The 24,471-nt window shown below is 40.6% G+C and carries 22 protein-coding genes; 8 read left to right on the plus strand and 14 right to left on the minus strand.

Going from position 1 to position 24,471, the window contains the following annotated elements; translation table 11 throughout:
• Window positions 1-33 precede the first annotated feature (33 nt).
• The gene (locus tag FN809_RS09260) at window positions 34-1,128 is read right to left on the minus strand and encodes an alanine racemase (RefSeq protein WP_142533240.1); all 1,095 of its coding nucleotides are present in this window, start codon (window positions 1,126-1,128) and stop codon (window positions 34-36) included.
• 148 nt (window positions 1,129-1,276) lie between these two features.
• Between FN809_RS09260 and FN809_RS09265 the strand changes: the two genes are divergently transcribed.
• The 6 genes from FN809_RS09265 to FN809_RS09285 all read left to right on the plus strand — a co-directional run bounded on the left by FN809_RS09265 (window position 1,277) and on the right by FN809_RS09285 (window position 6,818).
• A complete protein-coding gene (locus tag FN809_RS09265) occupies window positions 1,277-2,449 on the plus strand; it encodes an NAD(P)/FAD-dependent oxidoreductase (RefSeq protein ID WP_142533241.1) in 1,173 nt (390 codons plus the stop codon).
• A 225-nt stretch (window positions 2,450-2,674) separates the two neighbouring features.
• Entirely contained in the window at window positions 2,675-3,982 is a 1,308-nt protein-coding gene (locus FN809_RS09270) for a T9SS type A sorting domain-containing protein (RefSeq protein WP_185957516.1), read from the plus strand.
• Between the two features lie 44 nt (window positions 3,983-4,026).
• Window positions 4,027-4,164 (plus strand): hypothetical protein, encoded by a 138-nt coding sequence (locus FN809_RS17745; protein WP_185957517.1) that lies wholly within the window; start codon window positions 4,027-4,029, stop codon window positions 4,162-4,164.
• 299 nt (window positions 4,165-4,463) lie between these two features.
• Window positions 4,464-4,970 (plus strand): O-acetyl-ADP-ribose deacetylase, encoded by a 507-nt coding sequence (locus FN809_RS09275; RefSeq protein WP_142533242.1) that lies wholly within the window; start codon window positions 4,464-4,466, stop codon window positions 4,968-4,970.
• A 372-nt stretch (window positions 4,971-5,342) separates the two neighbouring features.
• A complete protein-coding gene (locus FN809_RS09280) occupies window positions 5,343-6,194 on the plus strand; it encodes a PDDEXK family nuclease (protein WP_142533243.1) in 852 nt (283 codons plus the stop codon).
• Between the two features lie 3 nt (window positions 6,195-6,197).
• A complete protein-coding gene (locus FN809_RS09285; protein ID WP_142533244.1) occupies window positions 6,198-6,818 on the plus strand; it encodes a leucine-rich repeat domain-containing protein in 621 nt (206 codons plus the stop codon).
• Window positions 6,819-6,980: 162 nt separating this feature from the next.
• Here FN809_RS09285 and FN809_RS09290 read toward each other — a convergent pair whose 3' ends face one another.
• The 9 genes from FN809_RS09290 to FN809_RS09330 all read right to left on the minus strand — a co-directional run bounded on the left by FN809_RS09290 (window position 6,981) and on the right by FN809_RS09330 (window position 17,069).
• Window positions 6,981-7,340: a hypothetical protein gene (locus FN809_RS09290; protein ID WP_142533245.1), complete on the minus strand. Its 360-nt coding sequence runs from the start codon at window positions 7,338-7,340 to the stop codon at window positions 6,981-6,983.
• 75 nt (window positions 7,341-7,415) lie between these two features.
• Complete coding sequence (locus FN809_RS09295) at window positions 7,416-8,045, minus strand: DsbA family protein (RefSeq protein ID WP_142533246.1); 630 nt, start codon at window positions 8,043-8,045, stop codon at window positions 7,416-7,418.
• 3 nt (window positions 8,046-8,048) lie between these two features.
• Window positions 8,049-11,051 carry an AsmA family protein gene (locus FN809_RS09300; RefSeq protein ID WP_142533247.1) on the minus strand — a complete coding sequence of 1,001 codons (3,003 nt, stop codon included), beginning with the start codon at window positions 11,049-11,051 and terminating at the stop codon, window positions 8,049-8,051.
• 164 nt (window positions 11,052-11,215) lie between these two features.
• On the minus strand, window positions 11,216-12,475 hold the full coding sequence (gene nqrF / locus FN809_RS09305) for an NADH:ubiquinone reductase (Na(+)-transporting) subunit F (RefSeq protein WP_142533248.1): 1,260 nt from the start codon (window positions 12,473-12,475) through the stop codon (window positions 11,216-11,218).
• A gap of 6 nt (window positions 12,476-12,481) precedes the next feature.
• Window positions 12,482-13,099, minus strand: coding sequence for an NADH:ubiquinone reductase (Na(+)-transporting) subunit E (nqrE, locus tag FN809_RS09310; RefSeq protein WP_142533249.1), 618 nt, complete (start codon window positions 13,097-13,099; stop codon window positions 12,482-12,484).
• Between the two features lie 26 nt (window positions 13,100-13,125).
• On the minus strand, window positions 13,126-13,782 hold the full coding sequence (locus FN809_RS09315) for an NADH:ubiquinone reductase (Na(+)-transporting) subunit D (RefSeq protein WP_142533250.1): 657 nt from the start codon (window positions 13,780-13,782) through the stop codon (window positions 13,126-13,128).
• A gap of 11 nt (window positions 13,783-13,793) precedes the next feature.
• Window positions 13,794-14,489 carry an NADH:ubiquinone reductase (Na(+)-transporting) subunit C gene (gene nqrC / locus FN809_RS09320; RefSeq protein WP_142533251.1) on the minus strand — a complete coding sequence of 232 codons (696 nt, stop codon included), beginning with the start codon at window positions 14,487-14,489 and terminating at the stop codon, window positions 13,794-13,796.
• A 12-nt stretch (window positions 14,490-14,501) separates the two neighbouring features.
• Window positions 14,502-15,680, minus strand: coding sequence for an NADH:ubiquinone reductase (Na(+)-transporting) subunit B (locus tag FN809_RS09325; protein WP_142533252.1), 1,179 nt, complete (start codon window positions 15,678-15,680; stop codon window positions 14,502-14,504).
• Between the two features lie 39 nt (window positions 15,681-15,719).
• Complete coding sequence (locus FN809_RS09330) at window positions 15,720-17,069, minus strand: Na(+)-translocating NADH-quinone reductase subunit A (protein WP_142533253.1); 1,350 nt, start codon at window positions 17,067-17,069, stop codon at window positions 15,720-15,722.
• Between the two features lie 508 nt (window positions 17,070-17,577).
• Between FN809_RS09330 and FN809_RS09335 the strand changes: the two genes are divergently transcribed.
• Window positions 17,578-18,846, plus strand: a complete 1,269-nt coding sequence (locus FN809_RS09335; RefSeq protein WP_142533254.1) for a type IX secretion system plug protein — start codon at window positions 17,578-17,580, stop codon at window positions 18,844-18,846.
• Window positions 18,847-18,966: 120 nt separating this feature from the next.
• On the opposite strand, the gene FN809_RS18135 is transcribed toward FN809_RS09335, so the two are convergent.
• The 3 genes from FN809_RS18135 to FN809_RS09350 all read right to left on the minus strand — a co-directional run bounded on the left by FN809_RS18135 (window position 18,967) and on the right by FN809_RS09350 (window position 21,079).
• Window positions 18,967-20,007: a sugar transferase gene (locus FN809_RS18135; RefSeq protein ID WP_142533255.1), complete on the minus strand. Its 1,041-nt coding sequence runs from the start codon at window positions 20,005-20,007 to the stop codon at window positions 18,967-18,969.
• A 381-nt stretch (window positions 20,008-20,388) separates the two neighbouring features.
• On the minus strand, window positions 20,389-20,706 hold the full coding sequence (locus FN809_RS09345) for a hypothetical protein (protein ID WP_246095554.1): 318 nt from the start codon (window positions 20,704-20,706) through the stop codon (window positions 20,389-20,391).
• 73 nt (window positions 20,707-20,779) lie between these two features.
• A complete protein-coding gene (locus FN809_RS09350; protein ID WP_142533257.1) occupies window positions 20,780-21,079 on the minus strand; it encodes an FtsB family cell division protein in 300 nt (99 codons plus the stop codon).
• Window positions 21,080-21,241: 162 nt separating this feature from the next.
• Here FN809_RS09350 and mgtE point away from each other — a divergent pair, with 162 nt between their 5' ends.
• Window positions 21,242-22,585 carry a magnesium transporter gene (mgtE, locus tag FN809_RS09355; protein ID WP_142533258.1) on the plus strand — a complete coding sequence of 448 codons (1,344 nt, stop codon included), beginning with the start codon at window positions 21,242-21,244 and terminating at the stop codon, window positions 22,583-22,585.
• Between the two features lie 60 nt (window positions 22,586-22,645).
• Here the strand turns inward: mgtE and FN809_RS09360 are convergent, their stop codons facing one another.
• Window positions 22,646-24,313, minus strand: a complete 1,668-nt coding sequence (locus tag FN809_RS09360; protein ID WP_142533259.1) for an alpha-amylase family glycosyl hydrolase — start codon at window positions 24,311-24,313, stop codon at window positions 22,646-22,648.
• Window positions 24,314-24,471 lie beyond the last annotated feature (158 nt).

The following is a 24,471-nucleotide window of genomic DNA, read 5'->3' on the forward strand; positions in this document are numbered from 1 at the left end:
TTTTAATTACTGAAAAGTTCGTTTCAACTTGTTTTACTTCATCATTTCAATAAAGTTACCATCTGTGCTAAGAAATTGCTTCATCAAATTAGCCGTTAGGCAAGAGTGAACAGGTAAAACCCCCACCACATCGCCTGGTTTAAGGGTAGGCATTACTTGCTTGCTTACCGAAATAATGCCATGCTCTTGCGACAAAGACCTAACCTGTCCCAGCACTTGTTCCGAATCCCAATCGCGTCCGTTCAGCTTAACCACACTGCCGTACGTTGTTGATCCATCCGCCAACTCAAGCCCTTCCTTCGACAAATGAACAGCGCCGGCATGTACAACTATTTCGTTGCGTTGCGGATGCACGGCTATAACGGGTGCCGCCAAACAAACCGCTATATCGCTTAATTGGCATGCTCCAATTTGCACTTGCATACAATCGTAAAAAACAAAATTACCCGGACGAAACTCATCAACACCATAAAAATCGCTGTAAACAGAACAGCTTGGTGTGTCGCCCCATGATAATTGCATCAGCGGAAAATGGTCTTTCAGGAATGTTTTTAAAGCCAAAAATTTTTGTAAAGCCGGCTCAACTATTTCGCTTATTTGCACTTTATTCCGAGTTCCATACGTATTACCTGCATGCGTTAAGAATCCGATAAAAATTAATTTTTTCGTCTCCCTTAAGCCACTCAGCATTTTTTTTATTTTTATCAAATCATCGGCATCAACTCCGGTACGGTGGTAGCCGGTATCTACTTTAACAAACACACCTACAGGATGCTGTAAACCCCTTTCCAGCGCCATGATGGTTTGCTCCTCCTCCACTACGATATTCAGGTTAATTTTTGCTGCCAGGGTATTAATACTCGCGGCATCAATTTGTGTAGCCGTAATAGCTACCGTAATATCCTTCCAGGCATTTTGTGCAAAATACCTTGCCATTTTAAACGAAGAAACAGTGATACGCTCAATGCCTTGCTCTCTGAACCATTCGGCAATCCGGGCCGATTGATGTGTTTTAAAATGAGGTCTAAAGTCTCCATTCCATCCTTTAACACGCTCGGCCATTCGTTTAATATTCGCTTTGCAAACAGATTCGTTCAGCAATAAAGTAGGCTCAAAAATTGGGGACATAAATAATTCAATATCATTTGTAAAACAAAAATACCAACACTTTGTGAGCCGGCAAATATAAGTTTCTTTTTTTTACCCATCTATTTTTGCACGAATCCACAACAATTTGTTGTGTAAAGCATTATAATTAAACTAAAACAAACTCAATATGAATGTTAAAAATTTTGTTATTGTAGGTGGAGGTATTGCCGGACTTTCGGCCATTAAAGCCATTAGGGAAGAAAATAAATCGGCCTCGGTTCTTTGGGTTAATAACGAGGATAGAATACCATATAAAAGAACAAAAATAAACAAACACATAGCCAAAGGATTTTCTAAAGATGAATTTGCGTTAATCGATCATCATTGGTTAGCTGACCAGCATGTAGAATTGCTTTACGACAAAGTGGAGCAGATAAACACCACAAAACACGTACTCACTTTTAATCATAGCGGCAGCATAAAGTACAACAAATTGATAATTGCCACCGGAAAAATACCAAAACATTTCTATGTAGACGGATTAACCGAGAACATAGTACATCAGGTGCACACTGCCCGTCAAGTTGAAAATATTGTACGTTCAACCGCTAAGTCAAAAAGGTATTTAGTTATTGGTGCCGGGGTAGAAGGTGTAGAAACGGCTGAACAACTGATAAAATTGGGCAAAGAGGTAACGCTTATTGAACGCAATAGTATGGTTTTAAAACGTTTTCTCACCCCCAAGTTTGCCCATATGTTAGAAAAATCAATTCTAAATGCAGGCATTAATTTACGATTAGGCATCACACAATTGGCTTACAAACAATCTAAATCCGGAACATCTTTGATGACGATAGATGGTCAGGAGCATCAGGTTGATACCATTATTTCCACTATCGGTTATCTCCCAAACACCAAATTAGCCATCGATGCACATATAAAGTGTAACACCGGTATAATGGTTAATGAGCATCTCGAAACCTCGGCTCCGGATGTGTATGCTGCCGGCGATGTAGCGGAGCATCCCCTGGGGCAAATTACCGGGCTATGGCATGCCGCTGAACATCAAGGCCGTTTAGCCGGGTTAAATGCTTGTGGCAAACAGTTAAAGCTCCAACTAAAGCCATTCAGGATGAAAACAGATGTATTTGGCGAGTTTTACTTTTCAGTGTTGCCTCCCAATAACAAGCTAAGTCTTATTGAGGAAGAAATGGGCGATAGCAGAAGAGATATGTATTTTAATAATGATAAAATTGAGGCGCTGTTAATGAAAAATGATAAAAGTAGAGCAAAAATTTATCAACAAGCTTTAATGGAAAAATGGAGCCTCGAAAAAATAAGGAAGGAAATACCTTTATAGCTTACTAGGTAAGCAGGCAAATATGTATTGAAATACCACAGTCTTAGGCATTGTAAATATCCCATCTTCGGTACGGGGACGGGAAGTGTTTTCTTACCCTCCTAAATCAGCCTCATATTTACTTCCCTGTTTGACAACCGGCAAGCTAGCTCCCGAAGCAAGTTCGGGACAGTTGTGGCAGACAGCACCCTCTGGATTATTTTAAGTACTTTAGTACTCGTGTTCATGCTGGGCATTAAAAATTACAAATATTTTGATGTAAAAATGAGATTACTTTTTATATTTTTTTCAGTCATCGTTTTAAATCCTTCAATTCATGGTCAAGTTGGAAAATTAGTGTGGGAGGACAATTTTAATCAAGGTCAACTAGATTTAAGCAAATGGAGTTACGAAACTGGTACAGGAGTAAATGGAGATTGGGGTACAGGTCAACTAGATAGAGCAACCGATAAAATTGAAAATATAAGCTTTCAGAATAATGTACCTGGTGCAGACGATGGGTGTCTTGTTATTACAACACGAAAAGAATTTTATATAGACAGAAACTATACCAGCGGAAGAGTAATTTCTGCCGATAAAGCTTCCTGGGGACCGGGACACAGGATTGTCGCAAAGGTTTTTCCAAAAGATATAAAACACAAAGGTCAAGGCTTTGCTTTTTGGATGATGCCTGATGAAATTCCTGAAGGATGGGATTATATTATGTGGCCCCAGGGCGGAGAAATTGATATTATGGAATATGTAGGATCGATCCCCTACCATAATCTTGGTAGTGTTCATTATGCATGGTTTTGGGAAAATAATCAATGGCAATCATGGAACCATGGACACAAAGGATTCTATTATAGCTATGAAACAGGGCAAGTTCCGAATCCTTGTGAACCTGAATATGGAGGCTATCCTCCTCCTGAAAATGAGCCAAATGCTGGAAGTACCGGCTTTCATACATATGGTATAGATTGGTATAAAGATAAAATTGAGTTTTTTGTTAACGATTACGTTTATCACATTCATTATTTGAATGATGGAGGCGCCTTTCGAGTTGATGGACAAGATGAAGATGCAATTAATATTATAGATGGTAGTAGAGTTGGTGTTTCTGAATATTCAAACCATTTTGAGGAATGGAATCCTTTTCAGCATAAAATGTATGCAATTTTAAGTGCTGGTGTAGGCGGCCAGGATTATACATATGGTGGTTCAATTATTCCTGAAGCTGAATTTCCTTGTTCCGTTTTTATTGATTGGGTGAAGGTTTATGAATTAGATAATACACTAGGCTTAAATGCGGAAGGAAATAATATGGAATTCAACACCTTTCCTAACCCATCAAATGGTATACTGAAAATTCAAATCAGTACGCCTAAAGAATACACTTTCAAAATTATTGATCTATCTGGAAAAACAATAATTCATAATGTATTTTTTCAATCATCAGAAATAGATGTGTCAGACCTTAAAAAGGGAATGTACTTAGTACTAATTAACAATGATAATTATTCAATATCAAAGAAGATAGTTATAGAAGAATAATAAACACTCAATAGGAGACGTCTAAAGGCCAAATGACCGAAAGTATGCCTCTCATTATTGATAAAGAGATTATAGTTAAAGCTTTAGGGGCAGGGCTTAAAGATAATAACCTGATAAAACGATTATTTGAAGGTCAGATTAACGGAAGTGAAGTATTCTCAGATGCTGCTAAAACCATTTAGGAAATACATAAAATAAAAGATAATAATTACCATATCATAAGCTCTAATGTTTGGATAGACAAAGAAGACTTCCATGCTTATGAGTATGCTACCGATATTTTATTATTAGAAGAATCATAATGGCAAAAAACCAAATACAAATGGCTATCGGTCATTATTTCTCTGTACTTTTTAGCTGACATACACTAATTAGTATTTTCAATCCATTAGTTTCTTAATGATTGTTTAAATTTATGAAACGAGCCCCCGAAAGGTCGGGGCAGGCTATATGACAAATGAAAGCAATTTAATTAGAGTATATGAAAATAGAAGTTATACAGGCCGATATCACAAAATTAGCAGTTGACGCCATTGTTAATGCAGCCAAATCGTCGCTTATGGGTGGTGGTGGTGTTGATGGTGCAATACACAGGGCCGGCGGCCCTTCCATCCTTGCCGAGTGCAAGGTAATCCGTAACAGACAAGGCGACTGCCCGGCGGGTGAGGCAGTAATAACCGGGGCCGGTAAATTACCGGCTCAATACGTCATTCATACCGTAGGCCCCATATGGAACGGGGGAGACTCCGGGGAGCCTGAAAAACTCAGAAACTGCTATCTAAATGCCTTAAAGCTGGCTGCTCAGCATGATGTTAAAACCATCGCTTTCTCCAATATAAGTACGGGGGTGTATGGCTATCCCAAAAAACAAGCAGCACAAATTGCCCTTTCCGCGGTTAAATCATTCAAAGCAGCATCGGTGCAAAAGGTTATTTTTGCATGTTTTGATGAGGAAAATTATGATTTATATAAGGAGCTTGTGGAGTAAACCAAAAAGGATGCACGGTACTAACGATATAATAACTTCTCCTTATAATTAGAACATATGATATGACGGTACAACTATTTGCTGCAAAACAACAGGCACATTCACCTTACTCTATCTCTGTAGAACCTGGAGTTTATGTTTAAATATTTCTGGCAAAAGGGGTCAATCGGCCTCTTCAAATGGAATTGTATAATAGTAAGAGGTTAACTCGTATTAAAGGTGCTATTTTAACAACTATATCAGCTATGTTTTATATTTTAGCAAGTAGATTAGCATTTTTTTTACTTTAAGATGTTAAGCGTGCTGATTGTTCGCCCCATCATAACCCCATACCACAAAACTATGCAATACCTTAGCCGTTAAAATTTAGTTATGGACAATAAAACATCAACAAAAAACATCCTTATCAAAAAGGCATCGGGCGATGAGGAGCTGTTTATGCCTAAAAAATTACGGCACTCCTTATTAAATGCAGGTGCACAAAGCGATACGGTTGCAAAAATAGTTGCCGACATACAGGATTGGATATTTCCCGGTGCCACGACCAAAGAAATATACAGACGTGCCTTTTCAATTTTACATCGCGAAGCAACCAGGCCGGCAACACGTTACAAGTTAAAACAGGCCCTATTTGCATTAGGGCCAACAGGTTATCCGTTTGAGATCTTGATAGGGCAGTTATTTAAACAAAAAGGCTTCGACACCGAGGTTGGGGTTGTTGTAGATGGGCATTGCCTAACACACGAAATGGATGTGATTGCCACAAACAACAGCATTCAACATTTAATGGAATGCAAATACCATAAGGATCAAGGGAAGCATGTAAGCATTCAGGTACCCTTGTATGTGCGCTCGCGGGTGGACGACATCATACGCAAACGAGAAGGTATGGAGGAATATCGTGGATATTCCTTTACGGGCTGGGTAGTCACAAATACCAGCTTTTCGTCAGATTCTTTGCAATACGGAAACTGCAATGGATTAAACCTACTGGCATGGGATTACCCGATTGGAAAGGGCTTAAAAAATATTATCGAAGATTTAAAAATATATCCCATTACGATATTAAACAATCTTAATTCCAAAGCAAAACAACATTTGCTAAATCAAGGGGTAGTAACTTGCTCACAGTTATTGGAAAATATGGTTTTGCTCCAGACATTTGGTTTAAGCAAAACTAAATACGATGCTTTGCGAAATGAAATAAACCAGCTTTGTTTCTAAAGTATGATGGAAAAGACAGATTCAACTATCATCCAAAAGCTAAACGACCAATTGCCTATGAGCCTGGATCGCGTAGAAAGAATGGTTTGGTTTTTAAAAGGATACCAACTCAACGATCTAGGTCAGCTTACGCATCTCAATATACCTAATTACCGTTTAAAGGGTCGGTGGCCACGGGAGCTTTTTAAACTTGAGCATCTCGAATACCTGGATATACAGGGCAATGATTTAACCTCCCTGCCCGAAGAAATTTCGGCTTTAAAAAACTTGAAATATTTAGATTTGCGCCACAATAAACTAGCTGCTCTACCAGATTCTATTGCACAGTTACCCGCACTCGAAAAACTATACCTGGGCGATAATAAATTTGAAAAAATACCATCGATAATTGCGGATTGCCCTGCGCTTTGGCTTATAGATTTTAACGATAATCAGGTCATCGGGGGCTGCGAGCATTTATTGGATTCAAAGACAATAAAAAATATTTACCTCAAAAACAATCAACTCCGATCGTTTCCCTTTCATTTGATTAAAGAAAAGCAAATTGAAGAAATGAACATTAGGGAGAATAAGATCGGAAACAATCCGGAAGAAAACCACTTGATTAAGAACTTGCTGATTTGAGCACAACACGCATGGGACAATTCACGAAGCAAACCCTTCTACTCACGAGTGAATATTTACCTCATACACCTATTCACCCCATGCGTATACCCTGAATTATTCACTACCCTGTTGATATTTTAGGCTGTCGGATCCAAGAACATCCTCAGTTCTAACCTCTTTTTATTTACAATCGGCACACGAGGCACGGGCTTCGGCTAATAGCTTTTCGGTTACAGCTTCCATTTGCGCTTGCAAGCTAGCTAAATCGCCATCCCACGATTTTAGGTTGACACCGGCCACACAGGCATCAGTAATAATACTGGCTGTAACCGCATTACAGTTTGTTCCATTGCATGGATAATCCGTACCCTTGTAGGTCCAATAACAGCTCGAAGAGGTACAACAAGCACTTGCGTCAATGGCTGTATCATCGGGACAGGTAGCTCCGGGGTTCTCGCAAAATTCGCCCGATTCGTCTTCGGAGCAAGCTACAAAGGCCAGTATCGCCAGCATCAAAGTAAAAATCAGTTTTGTTTTCATATTTCTTTAGGTATTTAGATATGAGATAATAGACTAAAATTAAGCAGCACCCTTAAATGGAAATTGGGTACAGTTTTACATTTCAAACTCCTTTTTAATTATTGCATCTATTTTTTCAAAGGATACAAATCCAGTGTAAACATGTTTGTTAATCACCATGGTGGGCGTTCCCGTAAATTGATGTTCTCTGAATTCTTTAAGATTATTTTTTAGAAAATCACTATCGGGCTTGCTTAAAACACACTGTGCAATATCGGTATTTTCGGCCATAATATCATCAACCAAGGCCCTAAACTTTTCGCTTGCCACTATGGCTGGATCTGCCAGCAATAACTCATGGAACTTATGATAATTGCCATGGCGATAAATACAACTGGCTGCTTTTAAGGCATATTGCGTTTGCGGATCTTCGCCAAAATCAACGAACTTCAGCACTACTTTTACCAATCCTTTGTCCAGATAATTTTCTTTTAACCCGGGAAAAGTTCTGGAAAACAAATACCTGCAATACTGGCAATTGTAACTGGCATACAGAAAAATGGTATGCTTTGCCGTTTCGTTTCCGAACACGATATCTTCTGCATTTTGTTGCAGTATGGCCTCTATTCTTCGTACACCTTGCTCCTGTGCGTTTTTGCATCCGCCAAACACAAGCATAGCAAGGCAAAAACAAACAGTATAAATATAGTTTCTTTTTAACATCATCCTTTATTCATCCGTATTATACAAAACCAACCGGGGATCGAACCTAAAGTTAACCATTTGTTCCTGAAGGTTTACCCTGGCGTCCATGCGCAACCTGTCTTTTCGGTTGTCGAGCCAGGCCTTTGATTTCCCGTTTTCGCTTTTCGACACCACATAAATAGGTCGGCGACCGTCCGACTCCTCCTCTTCATCGAAACCGCTATCCCTGGCTTGCTTTTCAAGGTCGGCATTGCGTTTGCCCGACAAAACCTGATTAAGGAAAACCTTAACGTGATAGGCATAATCCTCGCCAAAGCTGTACATGCCAAAAAACATCCCATCGAACGATGAGCTGCGAATGTTGGTACGCGGAAAATACATGTTGTTTTTAAATAAAAACAATTGACTTTCGAGGGTGCTAAAGTAAAGCTTGTCCATGTTTTTCAGACCTATAAAAGCTATATCCTCTATATCCATCACCGGCTTAACATTAATAAGAGCGCCATCTTCCAGTACCAGATTTCCTTTTAACAGCAATGAATCATACACGGGCGTGTAATCCTGCATAATAATTTTTCCATCCATTTGAGCGGTCAGTTTGCCCAACACGTTTTCACCTGTAAAATCCTCCTGATCAATATAGGTCTCCAACTCATTTAACATACGCGACATATCTACATTTTGCATGTCTGTTTTAAAATGCAGCACATCCCTAAAATTGGGAAACATCTCGTATTTTACCGAAGCGCTCACATCACCACCAAAAGCATTGCAGGTAAGGCCATCGGCCACATAATACCCATCCTCCACGCGAGCCAGAAATTTGGTATCGAGATTCTCGATAGTCACCTCCTCGTACTTAAAGCTTTTGGCCTTTGCGGTGCCTTTTATTTTGTAGGTAAAGTTTATTTTGTATGGCTCTACCTCAGGTTGCAATTTCAGGCTTTCGTCCAATACGGTATCCACCATAAAACTTTCTATCCAGGTATAATCCATATCGCCCACGGCAAAATTACCCTGCACCAACATTTCTTTGGGCGCATTTTGAACGGCTGCGGTATAAACATGCGCTATGATGGTGGAATCAGCTGCAAAATCGAGCCCGAGATAATTGCCCGACAAACCGTCCACCCAAACACTATCGCTTTTATACTCCAAGTTCCCCGACAACATTTTAACATTCATCAGGGTATCGGGCATGTTCAGGAATATATTGTTCATGTCCACAGAAAACGTACTGTTATCGAACAGCAAGGACATGGATTGATCCGCTACAGAATCAATATCAAACGTGCCCGCCGAAGCCATGCTTGCCCCCAAATTACCTGACATGCTATTGGTTATGCCGTCTGGGAGCCATTGCTTTACTTCGGACAAGTTAGCATCTACAGTGGCATTCAGTTTATAGTTCACCTTTTTAAATCCATCCAAATTACCTGAGGCGGTCACGTAGGAGTAAGGCGTCGCCAGCAACACACTGTCTATTTGAACCGATAAATTTTGATAATCACTCAACTTACCTTTATAACGACTTCTCAAATATCCTTCGGCCAGCGAAACCTTATACTCCGGCACTTCCGCTTTAATATCACTCAAAATAATACTCCCGGGGATAAAAGTCAGCTTCCCACCCAAGCCATTCAGCGCGGGCAGTGAATTTATACGTAGATTCAGCTGGTTTAAACTAAGGTTTAACCTGGTCCTCTTCAGCAAATAATCGGTAAAATCCGCTCCTATCGAGTCGGGCAAAATACCTGAGGTAGATATATCACCCTTTACTTTACCGCTCATTTTTCTAACGGCAGAATCCGGCACATAGGGCAACAGCTCGCTTAAATCGGTGCTTATGCTGGCCTTAAGGTCGTATTGTGGTTGCATGGGATTTAGTATCCTTGCCGAAAAATCAATGGAGCTTAGCGATGTTTGCGCCTGAAACTTTTTGATGTTTAAAACCGATGATTCCATGGTCCGGGAGTAACCGTTGGTATAGTGGGCGTCTAAGACCATATTTTTCAAATTCGGGTAAATATCGTAAGCAAGAGCACCCTCCTCCAAATGCAGGCTCACATCAATCAGGGGCATCATATTATTAGTCAGGTACCCTTGCGCCGTACCTTTTACATCCACCACCCCTGCTGCATGGCTTACTTTGTATTGCGCCAACCTATTCTGGGGTAAGATGGATACATTTTCGGCGATGTTAATTCCACTACCCGCAAACCGGATGTCCACCTGTGTGCTGTCGGAAGTAACTGCACTACCTTCAACTGTAAGCATTGCGGTGCCTGCCTTGAGCGTAAATTCAGAAATACTAAGGGTGTCATTCTTTGCCGTAACATTAAAGTTAAGCCTGCTTTTGGCCAATGGTTCCAAATTGTAATTGGCGTAGCGGGCATGTTGCACAACGACTTCTCCCTCGGTTGCAGCTAAAAACCCGCTTGGTTGCGCCTTACCATTCATGATGAGATTAGGGATATTTACTTGTACTGATGTATTTAAAACTGCATCGCTATATATTAACTCGATATTTTTTAAAGTAAGCTTATCTAAAGTAAATACACCTTGTGCTTTGGAGGTATCTTCAGCCATTGTAAGGCTATCACCGGCAGGCGGCTTCAACAAAAAGTCAAAATTGCTATTTCCAAGGGAATCCACCTGATACCTGGCCTTCACATCCTCGATATCAATTTTGCGCACCAGAATATTGCCGTCGATCAACTCCAGGATATCCACCGAGGCATAAAGCTTGGAGATGCTGGCAATGGTATCGGCATGCGCGCTCAACGTATCCGTACCATCAGGGCAAAAAGCCACCAGGTTGTTGAATTCGATGGTAGCCAGCGGAAAGCGATAAAGGAAACTAAAATCGACCTCACCCACCGTTAAGGGCACATCAAAGGTTTTCGCGCCTTTTTGGATAGCTAGCTTAACGATATCGTTTTTGAATACTTGCGCCAATAACACGAGCAAAAGCACAAAGCCTATAACAATGAGGAATGTGTTTCGGATCAGTTTTTTTGTTGTCATTTAATAATTATAAAAATAATGGCACAATTTACAAAGATAGTTGATGTTCTAATGTAAAAAATAATTTGAAGGTAAGATAACGCAGCAAACAAAAAAGACCCCCGAGGGAGTCTTTTTTGTTTTTTAAATCTGTATTCTGATATTAAATTTATCTCAACATCGCCTTATGATCCAAAATCGTCGAACGCGATCATCTCATCGGGCACACCCATATCGTATAGCATCTTGTTAACCGCATCGTTCATCATTGGCGGTCCACAAAGGTAATATTCAATATCCTCCGGCTCCTCGTGCTTGTTAAGATATTCGTCGTGAATAACCTGATGGATAAAGCCTTTCGGTCCTTCCCAATTATCGTCCTCGTGCGGTTCACTCAGTGCGATAGTGAAGGTAAAGTTAGGAAATTCCTTTTCGATGGCCTCGAACTGATCCTGGTAAAAAATCTCTTTCCTGGAACGCGCTCCGTACCAGAAACTCACTTTACGACCTGTTTTTAGGGTATGGAACAAGTGGAAGATATGTGAACGCATGGGTGCCATACCGGCTCCACCACCGATAAACATCATCTCATTATTGGTGTCCTTTAAGAAGAACTCGCCATATGGACCCGAAATAACCACTTTATCACCAGGCTTTAAAGAGAAGATATACGAAGAACATATTCCCGGATTAACTTTTGCAAATCCATTGTTTACCCTGTCCCAAGGCGGAGTAGCAATCCGGATGTTGAGCATAATTATATTGCCTTCGGCCGGATGATTGGCCATGGAATAGGCTCGGTAGGTCTCTTCGGGGTTTACCATTTGCAGGTCAAAAATACCGAACTTCTCGTACTCGTCGCGGAATTTTTCGTCGATATCCATATCTTTAAAATCAACAGTAATCTTAGGTACGTCAATTTGGATATAACCTCCCGATTTAAAGTCCAGATTTTCGCCATCTGGCAATTTCACCACAAATTCTTTAATAAAAGTGGCCACGTTATTATTGGAAACCACCGTACATTCCCATTTTTTAATGCCGAGTACTTCTTGCGGAATTTCCATTTTCATGTCTTCCTTCACCTTTACCTGACAGGCTAATCGCCAATCATTGGCTTGCTCCTTACGGCTAAAGAAGTCTGTTTCGGTAGGCAAAATACTGCCTGCCCCATCGTGTACCTGACAACGGCACATGGCACATGTACCTCCGCCCCCACATGCCGAGGGAAGAAATATCTTGTTATTTCCTAAAGCGGATAATAATGTTTGACCCGGATCTACTACCAGTTCTTTTTCGCCGTTGTTAATGTCAATAACAACCGTTCCTTCCGGTGTAAGTTTTTTCTTTACGTACAATAGTATGGACACCAAGAATAGTACAACCAATAAAAATACTACCACACTGGTGGCTATCACCGTAGCCTGACTTGCTAAAAATATCATATTCATCTATAATTGAATTCCCATAAAACTCATAAACCCTATCGCCATTAAACCTGTGACGATAAATGTGATACCCAAACCCCGCAATGGATCGGGCACATCGGAGTACTTTATTTTTTCGCGTATGGCCGCAATACCCACAATAGCCAGTAAAAATCCAATACCGGAGCCCAGCCCAAAGGTAGTAGCCTCTGCCAAGGAGGCGTATTCACGCTCTTGCATAAACAGCGAACCACCCAAAATAGCGCAATTTACCGCTATCAGCGGTAAAAATATACCCAGGGAGGTGTACAGTGCCGGTGCAAATTTTTCTACACTCATTTCTACCAATTGCACCATGGAGGCAATAACGGCTATAAACATGATAAAACTTAAAAAGCTTAAGTTTACTCCGGCAAAGCTTTCGCCCAACCAAATTAGTGCGCCTTCGCCAAGTACGTATTTGTTTAACAGGTAGTTTACCGGCACGGTAATGGCCAATACAAATACCACAGCAACCCCAAGCCCGAACGATGTTTTTACCGTTTTTGATACTGCCAGGTACGAACACATTCCCAGGAAGTACGCAAACACCATGTTATCGATAAAGATAGACTTGACGAATATATTGATTAAATTTTCCATTTAGATCAGTTTTTTCCGTTTAATAATTACGATTCAACCAAGTCCTTGTTGCGAGAACGTTGAACCCAAATAATGATACCCACGGTAATCAATGCCATCGGAGGCAAAATCATGAAACCGTTATTGGCATATCCCCAGTCGTAAAATACCTGTGGAATAACATGCAAGGTGCCCAATCCGGGCAGCGTTAAGGTACCTGACCCGAACAATTCCCGGAAGAAAGCCACGATAATCAGGATTACACCATACCCGGCTGCATTGCCCACACCATCGAGTGCCGACTGCCAGGGTTTGTTACCTAAGGCAAAGGCCTCCAGGCGCCCCATGATGATACAGTTGGTTATAATTAATCCAACAAATACGCTCAATTGCCTGCTCACCTCGTAGGCAAAGGCCTTCAGTATCTGGTCCACCAGTATTACAAGTGCCGCCACCACCACCAGCTGTACGATAATACGAATACGCGAAGGGATAGTGTTGCGAAGCAATGATATAATTACGTTGGCCGAAACCAACACAAATACAACCGAAATAGACATTACAATGGCCGGTTCTAATTTGGCCGTCACCGCCAATGCCGAGCAAATACCCAATACCTGTATGGTAATCGGATTTTGAACGCTAAGCGGGTTTGTTATCAGTTTTCGGTTTTTAGCTGAAAACAAAGGTTCTTTGTTACTCATTTTTTAACCGTTTAGTTTTTTAAATATTCTATATATCCTTGCAGGCCGTTCATTAACATATCCTGCAGGCCATTTCCGGTGATTGTACCCCCGGTAATCGCATCTACCGCGTGCTCATTGCCTTCGGCAAGGCCTCCTTTTAATACCTTAATAGAAGTAAAGGTACCGGATTTATCGAAGATGGTTTTTCCTATAAACTGGTCTTCGAATGATTCATGTGCAATTTCTGCACCCAATCCCGGTGTTTCGCCTTTGTGGTCGAAGCTGGCACCAAAAATAGTTTCTTTATCTTCGTTAAGTGAGACATAACCCCAAATGGGTCCCCACAATCCAACACCGCGCAAGGGTATAATTAATTTTTCGCTACCATTATCAAGCGTACATATGTATAGCGGATACTTGCGTTCTTCGGCCGGTTTACGATTCTCTTTAGTCAGGTCAATATCAAAGGCGTTGCCTTCTACTTCCTCACCACTCATATTAATAACCTTGGTATTGTTACCAATATGCTCATCGTAAATTCTTTCAGCTGTTGTCGCATCACTATCGATACCCACCGACCTTAACAGGTCAATTTTTTTAGCCACCTCAACGTTTTTACTCTGTATTGGATTTAGGGTTTCCGATACAAAAGCCAAAATCGCAGCTACCACAATTACCATGGCCGATGCATATAGAAATGTATATAAATTTCCTTGTTTGTCCATTGTTATAGTTTATTAAGCGTTTACTTTAACTCGTTTTAAACGGCGTTTAATATGCTGCTGAACAACCATGTGATCAATCAATGGTGCAAAAGTGTTCATCAGTAGAATGGCCAACATCACACCTTCGGGATATGCCGGGTTGAATACACGTATCAACATAGCAAATACACCAATGAGGAATCCATAAATAAACTTTCCTTTTTCGGTTCGGGTAGCAGATACGGGATCAGTGGCCATAAAAACAGCACCAAAGGCAAAGCCTCCCAGACAAAGCTGGTGTACTGCATCCACCGACATCAATTCGTTGGATCCTATGGCATTAAATCCCAGTGCCATCAGATAGCCTCCGGCAAATACGCTGAGCATTATTTTCCAACTTCCTATTCCGGTAATCAATAATACCAATGCACCTATAAGGATAGCTATCATACTTGTTTCGCCTATGGAGCCGGGTATAATACCTAAAAAACTGTGCCATAAATCTAAAGGTTGTCCATTGGCCAGCAACTCTGTTTTACCCACGGCCGCATTACCCAGTGCTGTTGCACCTGAATAGCCATCTACTATGCCCTCGCCCTTGGTCATACCGGAAACCCATATAAGGTCGCCCGACATTTTTGAGGGATAGGCAAAAAACAAGAAGGCCCTCGCTATCAACGCCGGGTTCCAGATATTCATACCTGTACCGCCAAACACTTCTTTACCTATAATCACGGCAAAGGCGGTAGCCACCGCCACCATCCACAAAGGAACATCTGCCGGCATCACTAAAGGTATAAGCATCCCCGATACCAGAAAGCCCTCGGCTACTTCGTGCCCACGTAGTTGTGCAAACATAAACTCAATGCCAAGACCCACCACATAGGCTACCACAACAATAGGAAGCACTTTTAAAGCACCGTACCCTAACATTTGCCAAAAATCAGCATCGGGTTGACCCAAAGCCAAAAAATGCTGGTACCCTGTGTTCCATATACCAAACAGCAAAGCAGGTATCAAGGCCATCACCACAATAGACATTGTTCTTTTTGAATCAATGGCATCATGGATATGCACACCGCTTTTTGACGTTTTGGCCGGAACAAAAAGTAGAGTCTCAAAAGCATCGAATGTGGAGTGCAACTTTTCAAACTTCCCTCCTTTTTCAAAGTTTGGTTTGATTTTATCTAAATATTGTCTTAATGCTTTCAATTTACTATAGTTTTAATATTTACAAATTGATTGAACATATCAGCTCATCTCTTTTATCATCACATCCAGGCCTTTGCGCAAAATGCTTTGAATTTCTAACTTTGAGGTACACACAAATTCACACAGTGCCAGATCCTCTTCTACCACTTCGTAAATTCCTAACTGCTCCATTTTATCTATATCAACGGTAATAATCGCTTTTATCAGCTGTTCGGGCATGATATCCATAGGCAGCACCTTGTTGTATTCGCCGGAAACGATAATAGCACGTTTACCACCGTTAAGATTAGCATCTAAAACGTATTGCTTTTTGCCGCTCAACCAGGTAAAAAATGTGCGCGACAAACTGAACTTATCCAATCCCGGGGCGGCCCATCCCATAAATTCGCTTTTGTCGCCTTCGGGTATTACGGTAAATTGAGCATGGTAACTACCCAAGTAGCCATCCTTACCAATATTAGTTCCCGTGAGTACGTTACCACTGATGTATCTCAAATTACCTTCCGATACATTATTGGCTACATAGGGTGCAATGTTAGCGCCTACTTTTGTTCGTACATAGTTTCGGTTTTTCAGCTCAGAACCCGTTAAGGCAATCACTCTGGACGCATCGTAGGTACCTTCAAGAAATAGTTTACCCAAAGATATAACCTCCTGTGGCTGAATAGTCCAACACAGCTCACCTTTATTGATTGGCGAAACATGATGAATCTGAACACCTACATTACCGGCCGGATGCGGACCCGAAAAAGAATGTCTTGTAACCCCCTGAGTAGATAAAAACAGCTTGGATGCCATTTGCTGATTTACACCAATATGAACTCCACCCGGGGTTAGTTTATTCAACACATCGACCCCGGCCTGAAATTCTTTTTCCTGCCCTGATACGATAAAGTCATAATCCGGAGCCAGGGGAGCCGAATCGAATGCTGAAATAAAAATACCTTTGGGTTCGTCCTCGGCATTGGCGATTATATTGTAAGGACGCTGACGAAGGAAAGGCCACATACCGGCTGCCTTCATTTTTTTTATTGCTTCCTCTTTAGATACCTGCTTTGGATCAACTGCCCCAAACTCTTCAGCCTCGTTCTGGTTATCACTCTTAACCACAACCTCTAATATTCGTCTGCGCTCGCCACGGTTTACCAGCGTAACCTCGCCGCTAACCGGAGAAACAAACTTAATATCGGTGCGGTATTTGTCGTAAAACAATACCGAACCCACTTTAACTTTGTCGCCAGGCTTAACCGCCAACTTTGGCACTAAGCCGGGAAAGTCCCCCGGCTTTACAGCAAAGAGCTCAGGTAGCTTCACAGCACCAAATACTGTTTCCGCTTTACCTTCCAGCCGAATATCAAGACCTTTTTTTATTTTGATTACGTCTGACATGTTTGATAAAAAGTTTTTTAAAAATTTGATGCAAAAATACAATAAATTCTAACTTGTCCATCCCTTTGAGTCAACAATTAAAGAAAAAAATCATCAAATCGCATTTATAGAAAAAATTTGTACATGCCGTACATGTTAAATATATTTGCAGCTAAGTAAACGTGCTTAACATAGAAACTCAACAGACATAAGGTTCAACATCACTGTAATTGAGAGAGCGAAACGGATGTTCGTAATTACAAGATGACAATAATTGAATCTTATCTTAACAGCCTATCAAAACAGAGCGTGAAGACTATAACTCCGAATAGTAGTTAAAAAATTTAGCATTAAAGGTCAACACAGTACATCTGGCCTTGAAAGGTAAATATTTCCCGATTTCAAAGATAGTCTTGAAAATTATACAGCCATAGAAAAAACAGGATTTGATTCTGAAGCGGAACGCTCATCATGGCAGCAACATAATTTATATAAAGTACTCCGTAAAACCATTTACCAGTAAAATGCTATGATAAAAAAAACCCCTCTTCTATCCTTCTTTCTCCTAATGGTATTTCATTTTTTGAATGCGCAGCCCATTCCCAATCGAGCTTACAAATCCTCCATTAAAACCGTGCAATGCCATAAGCAGGGCTGGCCCTTGTCCTACCCTATCATTCATATTGGCAGTAGCGATAAAATACTGGTATCGTTCGACGATTTGGTGGGTGAAACGCGGGATTACTATTATAGTATTGTGCATTGCGACGAGGGCTGGGAGCCATCGCAGTTAATGGAAACCGAGTATGCCCGCGGAATAAACAAGGTAGCCCTTTTGGATTATGCCTACTCTTTTAATACTTCCATCGATTATGTGCATTACCAACTTACTTTTCCGAACGAGGATTTAAGCCCTTTGGTTTCGGGCAATTATGTGTTAAAAGTTTATGAGAACACCCAGACCAGTAATCCTGTTTTATCCCAACGATTTATGGTTACAGAGCAATTGGTGGATGTAATTCCACAGGTAAAATACACTATGAATTCGGAATTGAGAAAAGCAAAGCAAGAAATTGACCTGACTATATTTCATCCCAATTTTGAAATGAGCAATCCTTTAAACGATGTTAAGGTGAGCATATTTCAGAACGGACGAACAGACAATGCCATCACCCGGCTAAAACCACAATTTATAAAGCAAAATGAATTAGTGTACAACTATAATCGCGAAACCCTGTTTGAGGGCGGTAATGAGTTTAGATGGTTAGATTTACGAAGCATTCGTTTTCAGAGTAGTAAAATAAAGGACATCACGTTTCACGCCCCCTATTCGCATGTAGAATTATTCCCCGATGAGATACTTGCCGGACAATCGTACTTTTTTAACAACGATTTTAACGGTAGATATGTAATTGAAATACAGGAGAAAGACGAGCCTGAAATTGAGGCCGACTATGTATTTGTACATTTTAATCTGCCACGTTCAGCGCCATTGGTGGGTGGCGAGGTGCATCTGGTGGGTGCCTTAACCAATTGGCAATTTACTGAGAAATCGAAAATGGAGTATAATTTTAACTTAAAACAGTACGAGACATCGTTGCTGCTAAAACAAGGATTTTATAATTACCAATTTGCTTTTAAGCCTAATAATCTCCGCGAAGCTTCGGTAGGCCTATTTGAAGGCTCGCACAGCAAAGCTGAGAATGACTATCTCATTCTGGTTTATTATCGCGGCATGGGCGATTACTACGACAGGTTAATCGGTGTGAGCCAGGTTAATTCTGTAAGTAACCGATAGTGAACAATCCGATGAGACGGTAAGTATTGATTGGGCGAGTGCTTATGCTTTAAAGAGACTGACAATCCTAAACATAAACAATAAAGAAACCTCAACCATTTTGGCTTTGGCTTGCTTTTATTAGGAGCTGGTAATTTTCCCTGTTAAAATATTTTTTATTGCCATAAAAAAGTATTTCACATCGGTACGAATTCCTTTTTTCCTTTTTTCATCCATATAAATCATTTCGGCTTCAATATTGCCTTTTGAATCGGGCATCAGAAGAGATACGTATGGAGGAATACACCCCGGCTTAAATTGAACACGGAGCTCTTGTACTTCGCGGGGCAGCTCTGAGAAACGCGTTTGGCTCAAGGGCCGTACCCCTACCAGCGCAAGCTCCCCTTTAAGCAGATTTAACAACTGTGGCAGTTCGTCTAACCAATATTTGCGAAAAAACTTACCCCATGGGGTCAATCGAAAATCATTGGCCGGCTTTCCCACTTCGTTATAGCCATTTAACCTAACCACATAGTTCTGCAGATATTGCGAATAAGGGTGCATGGTTCTTACCTTATAAACGATAAGCTTTTTCCCATCTTTACCTATTCTGGTCATTGGAAATAATATTTTATCGCTACATCCATTTAAATTGCCGGGTGCCTCTTTTACCTTCATCACCATAAAATACAGCAAGCCCTCTATTTCCTTAAATTCAATAATCGAAAAACCAAAATAAACCAATCTCCCCAAGGTTTCCGCTTTATAAAAGCCCTTACCCTTTTTTAAATATTTGTAATACTTATTTTTTCTTCTGGCTTTTTTATCCTCAATGTCGGCAATCATGCAGCACCCAACAATAATAGAAGTTTCCGGCAAACTGGCGTTGAGGTTTTTTAAATATACATTAAGGTTGTTGCTTAAATTTATTGGACAAACATCCACCAAACCCAACATGGGTTCTGCTAACTTATTACACCAATCGGACTGGAAAGATTCTACCACACAAACTTTATCGGAGTGTATAGGAACAGTTTGCGAGATATAACCATACACCTTTTCGGACATACTCTCGATTACTTTGGTTTTACTGCACTCGTCACACTTAATACTATCGACAGGCACAGCCGAGGTATAAAGCATATTGGTGTCAGCATGTTCTGATTCGTTTCCGATTGGCATTTTGTATAAGGCGTTAATTTAGGCTATGGTACAAATTTAACAAAGCGAACGATAATTCAATTATAATATTGATTTAACGCTGAACGCTTATTTGCACCGTATCATTTGGTACGCCCCTCGTAGCGATAGGTTAGGATATTTAAACTGTTTTTTACGAAAGCTTTTATTTGCTGGATAAACGAATTTTTACAGTATGTGGCAATTTTGGAAGTGTAGAATATCAGATTTATGAAAAAGGTTTACAGCACAAATGTAATAGCAGTGAGAAAACAGCCATAAATCAGCCGGCGTTATATAAACAGGACAAATAGTGATTTAACAAGCAGGTTATTTTTTACGGTGTAAAATTAATGAATGCTCTAATACAGGCAAAATACCAAGCTACCGTTTATACTTTCTAAAGCTCACGTATAAATCCAACGTGGCCGTAATTAACACGGCTATAATCCAATAGCTCCTATTAAAATAGATTGCTACCACAGCAGCTGTTAAAAATAAAGCACTAAACAGCATAATGGCATGTAAACGTTTATTTTCTGCTTTCCCTTTTATAAAATTGAACAAACGGCCGCCAAGTATAGGTATTAATCCAATTATCAAACAAACCAGGGCATAGGGTATATCGTTTAATTGAAATAAAATTCCGGCCAATACCAGAATCATTCCAATAAAATAGGCTGCACTAAGTGCTTTATACATAATTATAAAATTGTGTTGTAATTAAATTGTAAACGCTAGCAGCACCTGATTGGCGGTAGCAATAACTTAAAATTTAAGGTTCAATGATAACAAAAATATCTTCGTCATTCTTTTTCATGAGGTACTCTTCGCGGGCAAATTTCTCTAAACTTTCCGGACTTTCCTGTATTTCGCTAAGTTTACGCTCGTTTTGCTCTATTTCAACCTGATAATGATGTTTTTGTTTTTCTAATTGATTTATCCGCGAATTGAGTTTCCTCTTGTCCCATAAGTTATTTTGGTCAAAAAAAAGCATCCACACACCAAATACGACAAGTGTTAAAATGTACTTGTTTTTAAGGATAGGGGGTATGTTTATTTTACGCAGATTCATCGCACAGGTATTTTGTTCAAAGATAAAAAATATGCACGAACAGTGAACCGTCCGGTAAGATATTTCACAAGAGTATTTAAAATTTATTTAATCCATCTATCCCTCTGCCTTGTTATCCTTATTAAATATATCCTGTTATCTTGCACATAAAAATCAAAATAGATGTACTCCACAAAAACCAAAGTCAAGTTTAAAAATATTATTCAACGTGAAGATTGGCGATTGCTAAAAACGGCATTGGAAGAATTGGATCCAATACAAGTAGCACAATTAATCGAAAGTGCATCGGCCGATGATGAGGTTATATTATTCAGGCTACTTGGCCGAGCCCATGGCAGAGAGGTGTTTAAGTTGCTCAGCCATCAAAAGCAAGAAGAAATTATTGAAGGTTTGGCCGAAAAATCACAGATTATCTCCAAACTGCTTAATGATATAAAACCAGACGATAGAACGGCATTTCTGGGGGAGTTGCCCGGCAAAGTAGCACAGCGGTTGCTTCAATACTTGTCGCCCGAAAAACGCAGTATTACCAATAAGCTGCTAGGCTACTCAAAAGATAGTATCGGCAGGTTGATGACACCTGAATTTGTGGCTATTAAATCCTTTTTTACCGTGGAGATGGCTTTTGCGCATATCCGTAAATATGGTAGGGATTCGGAAACATTAAACGTGATTTATATTGTGGATGAAGATTGGAAACTGATTGACGATATCAGAATCAAAGAACTTCTTCTGGCATCTCCACAGCAAGCAATCAAAGAGTTAATGGACAACCGTTTTATCGCACTTAATGCCAATGAAGATCAGGAAACAGCTATTAAAGTATTCAGGGACTACGATCGGGTGGCCTTGCCCGTAGTAAACGAAGAGGGCGTGTTGCTGGGTATTGTCACCTTCGACGACATAATGGATGTGGTGGAAGAGGAATCAACAGAGGACTTTCATAAATTCGGTTCTTTTCAAACTGCCATTTCAAATCCACTTAAAACGCGCTTATTTTCGTTATATAAAAACCGGATTGTCTGGCTGATGGCATTGGTGTTTGTGAATATTTTTTCGGGTGCAGCCTTGAGCAACTTCGAGGATGTGATCCAATCGGCGGTTGCACTGGTTTTCTTTTTACCCCTGCTTATTGACAGTGGTGGTAATGCTGGTTCGCAGTCGGCAACACTTATGATCCGCTCTTTGGCTATGGGTGAAGTGCGTATAGCTGATTTGTATAAGCTTATAGGGAAAGAGCTTGTTGTTGCGGTACTCCTGGGCACAACAATGGCGCTCGGTGTTGCCCTGATTGCTAACTTCAGGGCACCCGAGATTATGGCAGTGGTGGCTTTAACTATGATAATTACGGTAGTTATAGGCAGTTTAACGGGTATGCTCTTACCTTTTATATTCACGAAACTAAAGCTGGATCCCGCCACTGCCAGTGCGCCGTTGATAACTTCTATTTCCGACATATGCGGCGTACTGGTTTACTTTTCCATGGCCTCTTGGCTATTGGCTTAGCATCCGTTTGCCCCACTCTCATCACTTTAAAAGCAAAGAAATAGATCTATTCTGAACACATCATTTATCTGCAGCGAGTAAAGCCATATCAAAATCAGATTGTAGCCTTACTTCTCCATTTTTTACCTTTACGGCAATACCAGAGTAGTGGTCTTTAAGCCTTGTACCATTTTCAAATACATCGCCAACGGAAATAGTTTTTGCACCTAAGGGTAAATCCATACCAACAACAACCTTGTTGCTGTATCCGTTTTGGGTAAACTCACGTTTAAAAACATACGGCTGGGCAGTAATTTGCGTATGCACCCCGGCACCTACCGCAGGATTCGCTGCTCTAAACTGTCCTAGTTTTTGATAGTGGTTTAACAAATCATTGGCTCCCACACCGTTCACCATTGTGTTTGAGGCAATATCCTCCCAATTCATAAAACTACGCAAGGTGGCATCGCCAACCGTACCTTCTATAATCAAGGGGCGGTTAATCTCGTCGCCATAATAAATTTGAGAAGCTCCGGGACATAATAACAACACATTGGCCGCCTTATAGGCTTTTTCTCTTGTCATATCAAAAGAATGGCTATCATCGTGCGAGGACAGATAATTTAAAACAGACTTGCCTTTAAGCTCCTTGTTAAGGATATCGGAATATTTGGCGAAAATGAATTCGTAGTCTTTTTGGGCATCGCTCTTCAACTCAAAATTAATGAGGGCATGCATGCCATGATCGAAGTAATCCACCTGCACCCCTCCATTGTCAAATATTCTGCCACTTGATGCACCATAACCATATACCTCACCAACGGTATAAAAAGCATTGTTATCGAGTACCTTGTCCGGATTGGCCGCTTTCCACTCTTCAAAAGCCTTGGATGCTTGCTTATACAACTCACTCCAAACCGACTCTTCAGTATGCTTAGCGGTGTCAATGCGATAACCATCCACCCCATATTTACGCACAAAATCAGTCAGCCACTTGATAATATAAAACCGGGGAGCACGAGGGTAAGCTGTTTCTGCGAAAAAAGCATTCAGTTCCTCCATCTCTTTTTCTAAACGACCTTCTTTTTTCCATTTTTCCAACAACACTTCGGGTAAACCTACTTCTTCGTTACTTTCCGTTTTTATATCGGGCAAATTCTCTACCAAAGTACAAGTTACCGTTGACTCATAACTTTCGTAGGTACAGGGCGGACCGGTACGCACCCAATCCTTTCCATAAACCGGATCCTTAGGTGTTACGGGGCCGGTATGGTTAAGCACCACGTCCATCACAATCCTGATACCTTTAGTATGCGCTGCATCAACCAAATCCATAAAGTCTTGCTCCGTACCCCAATTAGGATCTATACGAGTCCAGTCTTTGGCCCAGTATCCGTGAAAACCATAAGTATTTCCCGTACTTTCGTCCACGCTGCCATGTATTTGCTCCACCACAGGCGAAAACCACAAAGCATTCACACCCAAATCAGTAAAATATCCTTGATTAATCTTATCAATGATTCCCCTGAAATCGCCTCCCATAAATCCGCGTAAGAGGCCGGTCTCGCCATTACGCTCAAAATTGACATCGTTAGTTGTGTCGCCATTGTTAAAACGATCGGTCAATAAAAAATACACATTGGCATTATCCCAAACAAAGGGAGCCTGTACGGTTTTTTGGGGTTGATTTTGTGCACACGCACTCAATACAATTAAAGTAAGTGCAAGTAATAGATTTTTAATAGTCATTGCTTATATTATTGGTTTCAATGAGCCAAAGATAGTAATATCCCGTTGCCGTCAAAACCTTTAGATTACTGCCATACACTCACTTACACTGCACTTATCTTATTTCAACCGATTGCGCTAAGGGTGATTTTTTTATTATTTTTTTGTTTCGGATAGAA

This window comes from Saccharicrinis carchari, assembly GCF_900182605.1.
Taxonomy (GTDB): domain Bacteria; phylum Bacteroidota; class Bacteroidia; order Bacteroidales; family Marinilabiliaceae; genus Saccharicrinis; species Saccharicrinis carchari.